The organism is Candidatus Omnitrophota bacterium (assembly GCA_028693815.1).
Taxonomy (GTDB): Bacteria; Omnitrophota; Gorgyraeia; order Zapsychrales; family Aceulaceae; genus Aceula.
On sequence record JAQUUP010000041.1, the window covers coordinates 1 to 7,035 of the forward strand.

The 7,035-nt window shown below is 38.9% G+C and carries 8 protein-coding genes; all 8 read left to right on the plus strand.

Features of this window, described 5'->3' with window-relative positions; all coding sequences use genetic code 11:
- On the plus strand, positions 1–264 hold a 264-nt coding region (locus PHY73_08615), incomplete at its 5' end, for a hemerythrin (GenBank protein MDD3375763.1).
- A gap of 21 nt (positions 265–285) precedes the next feature.
- On the plus strand, positions 286–1,911 hold the full coding sequence (hcp, locus tag PHY73_08620) for a hydroxylamine reductase (protein MDD3375764.1): 1,626 nt from the start codon (positions 286–288) through the stop codon (positions 1,909–1,911).
- A 314-nt stretch (positions 1,912–2,225) separates the two neighbouring features.
- Positions 2,226–3,299 carry a mechanosensitive ion channel gene (locus tag PHY73_08625; GenBank protein MDD3375765.1) on the plus strand — a complete coding sequence of 358 codons (1,074 nt, stop codon included), beginning with the start codon at positions 2,226–2,228 and terminating at the stop codon, positions 3,297–3,299.
- 80 nt (positions 3,300–3,379) lie between these two features.
- Entirely contained in the window at positions 3,380–3,712 is a 333-nt protein-coding gene (locus PHY73_08630; protein ID MDD3375766.1) for a cupin domain-containing protein, read from the plus strand.
- Positions 3,712–4,032, plus strand: a complete 321-nt coding sequence (locus tag PHY73_08635) for a DsrE family protein (GenBank protein MDD3375767.1) — start codon at positions 3,712–3,714, stop codon at positions 4,030–4,032. Before PHY73_08630 ends, PHY73_08635 begins: the two co-directional genes overlap by 1 nt.
- Positions 4,033–4,368: 336 nt before the next feature.
- Positions 4,369–5,040 (plus strand): response regulator transcription factor, encoded by a 672-nt coding sequence (locus PHY73_08640; protein MDD3375768.1) that lies wholly within the window; start codon positions 4,369–4,371, stop codon positions 5,038–5,040.
- Positions 5,041–5,159: 119 nt separating this feature from the next.
- Positions 5,160–6,098: an ATP-binding protein gene (locus PHY73_08645; protein ID MDD3375769.1), complete on the plus strand. Its 939-nt coding sequence runs from the start codon at positions 5,160–5,162 to the stop codon at positions 6,096–6,098.
- Between the two features lie 207 nt (positions 6,099–6,305).
- Positions 6,306–7,034, plus strand: coding sequence for a response regulator (locus PHY73_08650; GenBank protein ID MDD3375770.1), 729 nt, complete (start codon positions 6,306–6,308; stop codon positions 7,032–7,034).
- Position 7,035 lies beyond the last annotated feature (1 nt).

A 7,035-nucleotide genomic window follows, 5' to 3' on the forward strand; every position in this document is an offset into this window, starting at 1 on the left:
GTTGCTATAATGAGATACAAAATTGTAGAAAAAACGACAGATCAAATCGTAGAAAATTCCAATAAATATATTGGTCTTTTGCGGCAGCATATTGATAAGGAAGATAACATATTATATATGATGGCCAATCAAAATCTCTCTGAAGAAGCGCAAGAGAAACTTTTGGAAGATTTTGAAAAGGTGGAAGTCGAAAGAATCGGTGTGGGGACACGTGAAAAGTTTCATAAACTATTACATCACTTGAAAGATGTATATTTAAATTAATTTAAAAAGGAGATAGTGATTATGTTTTGTTACCAGTGTCAAGAAACAGTTAGAAATACAGGTTGTACTATTAAAGGAGTATGCGGAAAAGATGAAAGAGCTGCAGACCTTATGGATCTATTGATCTATGTATTGCAGGGGCTTTCAATTTATGCAGAGAAAGAGGGGGAAGTAGATAAGAAATATGGTATATTTACCTGCCAGGCTTTGTTCGCAACAATAACAAATGCAAATTTTGATGAGGATAGAATCGTAGCGCTTATCAAAAAAGCCATTATTTTGCGAAGTGAATTAAAAGCAAAAGCTGGTATCTCTCAAGAGGGATTGCATGACGCGGCATTATGGACGGCTGAGACAAAGGAAGACTTCCTTAAAAAAGCAGTCAATGTTAGCCCGTTATCATATAGTGACAATGAAGATGTTCGATCATTGAAATCATTGCTTTTATATGGATTAAAAGGAATAGCCGCTTACACTGAGCATGCAGCCGTTTTAGGTCAGTATGATGAGTCTATTTTTAGTTTTATGTACAAAGGGCTTGCTGCTATTACAAAAGATTTGTCAGCGGATGAATTGACTGCGCTTGTTCTTGAGGCAGGAGAAAACGGTGTAAAAGCAATGGCGGTCTTGGATAAAGCTAATACTAGTGCTTATGGTAATCCAGAAATCACAAAGGTGAATCTGGGGGTAAGAAATAATCCCGGCATTTTGATTTCGGGGCGTGATTTAAAAGACATGGATGAGCTGCTGAAACAAACCGAGGGAACAGGTGTTGATGTTTATACACATAGCGAAATGCTCCCTGCTCATTATTATCCGGCGTTTAAGAAATATGACCATTTTGCAGGCAATTATGGTGGCTCATGGTGGCATCAGAATAAAGATTTTGAGACATTCAATGGTCCGATCCTTATAACAACCAACTGTATTATTCCCGTGAAAGATTCGTATAAGGATAGGATTTTTACAACAGGTATGGCAGGGTATCCAGGCATAACGCATATTGCTGATCGATCTGATGGGGGAACCAAAGACTTTGCTCAAATCATTGAATTAGCTAAAACGTGTGATGCTCCACAAGAAATAGAAACAGGAGAAATTGTTGGAGGTTTTGCGCACAATCAAGTTTTTGCTTTAGCTGACAAAGTTGTCGCGGCGGTAAAATCTGGAGCTATCAAGCGTTTTATTGTTATGGGAGGCTGTGATGGCCGCCAAAAACCACGCAGCTATTTTACGGAAGTTGCCGAAAAATTACCAAAGGATGCAGTTATCTTAACAGCTGGATGTGCGAAGTATCGATATATTAAACTTGGTCTGGGTGATATTGGAGGCATTCCTCGTGTTTTAGATGCCGGACAATGTAATGATTCCTACTCATTGGCAATTATTGCATTAAAACTCAAGGAAGTATTTGGGCTTGATGATGTCAATAAGTTACCTTTATCGTTTGATATTGCATGGTATGAACAAAAAGCGGTGATCGTTCTCTTAGCATTATTACATCTTGGTTTTAAAGGCATGCGGTTGGGTCCGACATTGCCGGCTTTTCTATCTCCTAATGTGGCGAAAGTCCTTGTAGAAAAGTTTAATCTTAAGCCAATATCTACAGCTGATGATGATGTTGCGGCAATGATGGAGGGGCGTTAAAAGGTATGAGGTTTAAAATGAAAATTACAATTTTAGCTGCTAACGAAAATGTCACAGGTTCTAAATTATATATTAAACATGACAAATCAAGAATATTGATAGATTGTGGTTTGTATCAAGAGAGGTCATAAAAAAACGTAACCATGCGGGAAAATTTGTTATTACCGCTCACCCCTAAAAAAGGTATTCCGATATGGTTAAGGTTCTTGCTCCAATTTTAGAAGTCTTTAGTGTATAATAACAAAAATAGACAAAGTTAATTTTGGGGCAGGGAAAAGGTTACCTCATTTTGTAAAAGATTGGAGGGAAGAAAAATGGAAAAGATTACCAATATGCTAAATCATGACCTGTTCGTCTCGCTGACAATATTGGCGGGCGCGCTGACCTTCGCAGCCATAGCCTATATTATCTCCAGGTTTGTTCTGAAAAAGTTTAATAAGAAGATTCTTTTTAATAAGGTTGAAGTCTTTACAGGAGGTCTCCTGACCCCTCTTCGTTTTTTATTTCCCTCTGGATTTGTGCTACTTGCAGTTCCGATGCTCAAACTTCCGAATACAGTCATTTTATATATCAGCAGCATCAGCAAGATCTTATTTATATTGTCCATCGGTTGGTTTGTCAACTGCGCCATTTATTCGCTCAAGGTGAGTTTTTTAAGCATGTATGATGTTACCGTTTCTGACAACCTAAAGGCCCGAAGCGTCCATACACAGGTAAAAGTTATTAAGAATATCATCGCCACTTTAATTGTTTTATTTACGATTTCTTTTATTCTTATGAGTTTTGAAAATTTTCGTCAAATCGGAACCAGCCTTTTAGGGTCGGTTGGTATTTTGGGAATAGTTGTCGGTTTAGGTGCCCAAAAGACCGTTGGTAACTTCATTGCCGGTATTCAGCTCGCCTTTACTCAGCCTATTCGCGTGGATGACGTGGTTATTGTTGAAAATGAATGGGGAAGGATCGAAGAAATCACTCTCACTTTTGTGGTGGTACGCATATGGGATTTGCGACGTCTTGTTTTGCCGATATCTTATTTTCTCGAGCGGCCTTTCCAGAATTGGACGAGGAGTTCGGCGGATATTCTTGGTTCGGTATTTATTTATGCTGATTATTCTGTTCCGATCGAAAAGATCCGAGAAGAATTGACTCGTATTCTTCAAAGCAATCCCCTTTGGAACAAAAAGGTTAATGTGCTTCAGGTGACGGATGCTAAGGAGCATACTCTTGAAATCCGCGCCCTGATGAGCGCAGCCGATGCTTCCAAGGCTTGGGATCTACGTTGTGCGGTGAGAGAAAAGTTGGTCACTTTTTTACAAAAGAGTTTTCCGGATTCTCTGCCGAAAACTCGGGTTGAACTGTCGCAAAAGGTAATATCGGCTTCACAGTAATCGAGGACGGAGCTGTTTTGGGTATGATATAACGGCCATTATGTCAGGGAAATAAACGATGCATAAAAGGAGAATTATTAATGAACGTTTTAGAAAATATTCCGTATAATGACGATAAAATGGGTAATCGTAAGGTTGTTGACGAGAAGCATCTTCTTGTAATGCAGATAGCGTTGAAGCCTGGGCAAAGTGTGCCTCGGCATAATGCGAATTCAAACGTTCATCTGCTGGTTGTAAAAGGCAACGATTTAACGGTAACCCTTGCGGGTGTGGATAATAAAGTTAAAGAAGGCGATTTGTTGCCTATCGTCTATCAAACGCCGATGATTATTCAAAATACCGGTAGTGATAATGCCACATTTTTAGTATTTAAAACACCCAATCCGTCGGAAATGCAAAGGGAGAAGGCATAATGAAAATAGGAATCGTTATTTCAAGTAATGACGCAGAAACATGCTGGAACGCTTTGCGTTACGGCAATTTCGCTCTCGGTCAGGGTGACGAAGTAAAAATATTTTTCATGGGCAAAGGCGTTGAGTATCAGAAAATCAGCACAGAAAAATTTAATACTATTGAACAAGCTGAACAATTGATGCAGGCAGGCGGTAAGATTTACGCCTGCGGAAGTTGTATCAAGTCGAGAGAGCAGGAAGGCTCTGAAATGTGCCCTATTTCGACCATGAAAGATATATATGACATTGTGAAAGAGAGCGATAAGGTGGTGACTTTCTAGTTGTTGACACAAGGGCGTTGATGGTGATTTCCATGCGCTTATTAGTTTAGAAGGAAGCCAGCCTTAGAAGTCGTTTCTTAGGAAATATTGATGCGGTATTAACCGACATAATAGTTCCGGATAATTCAGGGGCTGCAGGCAAGATGATCCGGAATTTAAATATTCCTGAAAATGGCTGATAATGTTTATCTCAAAAAATGATAAATTTGTTATCCCTGCAGGGTCTACGGTAATACATGGAGGGGATGTGCTCCTGGGGTTGGCTAACATGGAATATTTTTCTGTTTTGCAGCAAGCCATGGCACGTTATAAAGAATAAATTTTAAGGAGTAAAGAATGCGAATATTATTAGTTGAAGATGAAATAAAAATATCTAATTTTATTAAGCGTGGACTCAAGGAAGAGAATTATATTGTTGACACGGCGTTCGATGGGGAGAAGGCTATGTTTCTATCGGAAATAAATCCGTATGATCTGATAATTCTTGATATCATGCTTCCGCAAATAGACGGCATTACTATGTGCCGGGAGCTACGAAAAAAGAAGATCAATGTGCCCATTTTGATGCTTACCGCGAAAGACCGGGTGAGAGATAAAGTTTTAGGATTAAATTCCGGAGCGGATGATTATCTTGCGAAACCCTTTGATTTTGAGGAGCTTTCAGCGAGAATCAGCGCATTGCTAAGAAGGAATCGGGACGATAAGACGGGTATTCTAAAAGTCGCTGATTTGGAATTAGACCAGCTGCGGCATAAAGTGAAAAGAGCAGGGGAAGAAATCCAGCTTAGTAGCAAAGAATTTGCACTTCTGGAATATTTAATGCTTAATGCCAATCATGTTGTTACACGGACAACGATCTCTGAGCATGTCTGGCATGAGGATTTCGATAGTTTCACGAATGTCATTGATGTATTTATCAGTTTTTTGCGTACCAAGGTAGACAAAAATCACAATAAACCGCTCATTCATACCATTCATGGTAAAGGGTACATAATAAAGGAAGAATAATGCGCCTTGATCTTATTAATTTTAAACGAAAAAAATTATACGTTATTTTATTAAGTGTTATTTTAGGCGCGTATTACACTGCTCTTTTTTTGTTTCGCCCTAATTTCTTAAGAATCGAAATGATTTGTTATCTTTTAATACCTTTGCCTCCGGTTTTTTTGCTGGGTTATTTGATGAGCCAGATTTCAATAGAGAAAATCATTAAACCCATCAGAAGAATTGCAGAGACAGCTGATAGTATTACCCACGATGATTTAAGTAGAAGAGTTACAGCTGAGAACGTCAGCGGGGAAGTTCAGTATTTGGTGAAGTCTTTCAATGGCATGATTTCCCGCCTCGAAACCGCTTTTGCGTATATTACGGAATCTAGCTCATATATCGCCCATGAGTTAAAAACCCCTCTTGCCATTATAAGGGGGGAGGCGGAAGTTGCTTTAAAGAAAGAACGGGATAAAGAAGAATATAAGAAAGTTATTATTGGCAGTTTGGAGGAAACGCGGCGCATGCTGAAAATTATTGAAGACTTATTATTGCTGACTCGCGTTAATTATCGTTCTGATGATTTGCGTCTGCTGCCCTTGGATCTAAACCAGTTTGTCGTAGTCTTATTTGAAAAAGCCAAAATTTTAGCGGTGAAAAAAAATATTGCGGTCAATATTCAAGTCCCCGGAACAGAAGTCTTGATAAAAGCGGACGAACTAACGCTTCGTCGATTATTCTTAAATCTTATTGATAATGCCATAAAATACACGCCGCAGGATGGAAGAGTGGATATTATTGTCCGGTTTGAAGATGAACGCGTTAAGATTTCCATTGCTGACACCGGGATTGGCATTGCGCAGGAAAATCTCTCAAGGCTTTTTGATAAATTTTTCCGCATCGAAGAAAAAATAAAAGATACCGGCTCTCACAGCGGACTAGGATTAAGTATCGCGCAATCAATAGCAAAACTTCATCAAGGCGAAATAACAGTATCCAGCCAAGTTGGAAAGGGTACTGTTTTCACCGTAGACCTGCCTCGAAGCACCGGAGATATTCTTACGGCCGCCAGTGAATAATCATTAAAAATTTTAATTATTCTTTAACCTTTTCTTAATTCCCCTTGTGGTACATTTATATCGAGCATGAGGGTAAAAGATTATTTGACGAACTTTTGCCAACAGCCTTAGTTATTGCAGGAGTTTGGCTGAAGCAACAACACAACCTGCGCGGTCATAGTTGTGTAATCGTCGCATATTGAATGAATAAAATAAGGAGGATTTTAAATGATGAGGATATTGATAGTCGAAGATGAGGATAAGGTTCGAAAACTGTATGCGGAATTACTTCAAAATGAAGGGTATGAGGTGGAAAATGTTTCTGATGCCGTGCAAGCCAGTGAGATTCTAATTGCGAAACATTTCGATATCATTTTGCTGGACATTAACCTTCCTCATGTTTTCGGAAGTGTCTTGTTTGATCTTATGCAGACATTTCATAAGAACGTAAAAGTAATTGTGTCGAGCGTTTATCCCGTTGAACAGCAACGGAAAATAATGAAAGATGCCGCTGACTACTATGATAAAGCCCAAGGTGTTGATATTTTGATTGAGAAGATAAAAAAAATTGAGCGAAGCATAATGCATTTGGGCACGATACTTATTATCGAAGATGAATTAAAGATTAGAAAGTTATTCCGAAGCCAACTTGAGGATCTTGGATACCGCACCCTTGAAGCAGGAGATGGAGATTCGGGGCTCAAATTATTTGCTAAAGAACCGAAGATTGGATTAGTTATTCTTGATATTGCGCTTCCTAAGAAGACCGGCATGAAAGTTTTTGAAAGCATTAAGAGAAGGACACCTCCAGTAAAAATTATCGTGTCCAGCGTTTTCCCGAAAGATGATCAGAAGTCTTTGATCAAAAAGGCAGACGATTATTTTGATAAAGCGGAAGGCGTCGAAATTCTTATACAAAAAGTTAAACGGCTTCTTAATACTGGCAAAGGGAATTGAT